The organism is Limosilactobacillus pontis DSM 8475 (assembly GCF_001435345.1).
GTDB classification, from domain to species: Bacteria; Bacillota; Bacilli; order Lactobacillales; family Lactobacillaceae; genus Limosilactobacillus; species Limosilactobacillus pontis.
In genome coordinates this window covers 1-483 of sequence record NZ_AZGO01000013.1, presented here as the reverse complement: position 1 = coordinate 483, position 483 = coordinate 1, and the positions used below count along the sequence as shown (strand labels likewise).

Sequence of the window (483 nt, the reverse complement as noted above, 5' to 3'; positions counted from 1 at the left end):
TTTCAAAGCCAAAGGTAAGCCAGTTAGTAAGGCCAAAATTTCACCGCGGCCAGTCGTTGAAATGAAGGCTGGAAATATCCAATTAACAATTTTCAAAGGCATCAATCCCAGCCTTGCGGCCGAGGTTGTGAAGGCTGTGGTGCATTATGCTCATTAACTGGCACGATCCAGACCACGTTTATCTGGTTTGCGGGAAAACTGATTTACGTAAAGGAATTGATGGGCTGGCGATGGTTATCGCGGAAAATTATGGACTAGAGTTATACGATAATTCTCTGTTCCTCTTTTGCGGGTCACGTAATGATCGGTTCAAAGGGTTACTTTGGGACGGTGAAGGTTTTATTCTACTCTATAAGCGTTTTGAGAATGGTCATTTGAGCTGGCCAAGACATAGTAGTGAAGCTAAAAAGTTATCAGCTAGGCAATTGGATTGGTTATTGAAAGGATTAAACCCGTTGCCAGTTCGTCGGATCAAAGCTGCCC

The 483-nt window shown here is 43.7% G+C and carries 1 protein-coding gene; it reads left to right on the top strand.

Features of this window, described 5'->3' with window-relative positions; genetic code table 11:
* Window positions 1-146: 146 nt before the first annotated feature.
* The coding region (gene tnpB / locus FD34_RS01285; RefSeq protein WP_057806017.1) for an IS66 family insertion sequence element accessory protein TnpB at window positions 147-483 on the top strand (337 nt) is incomplete at its 3' end.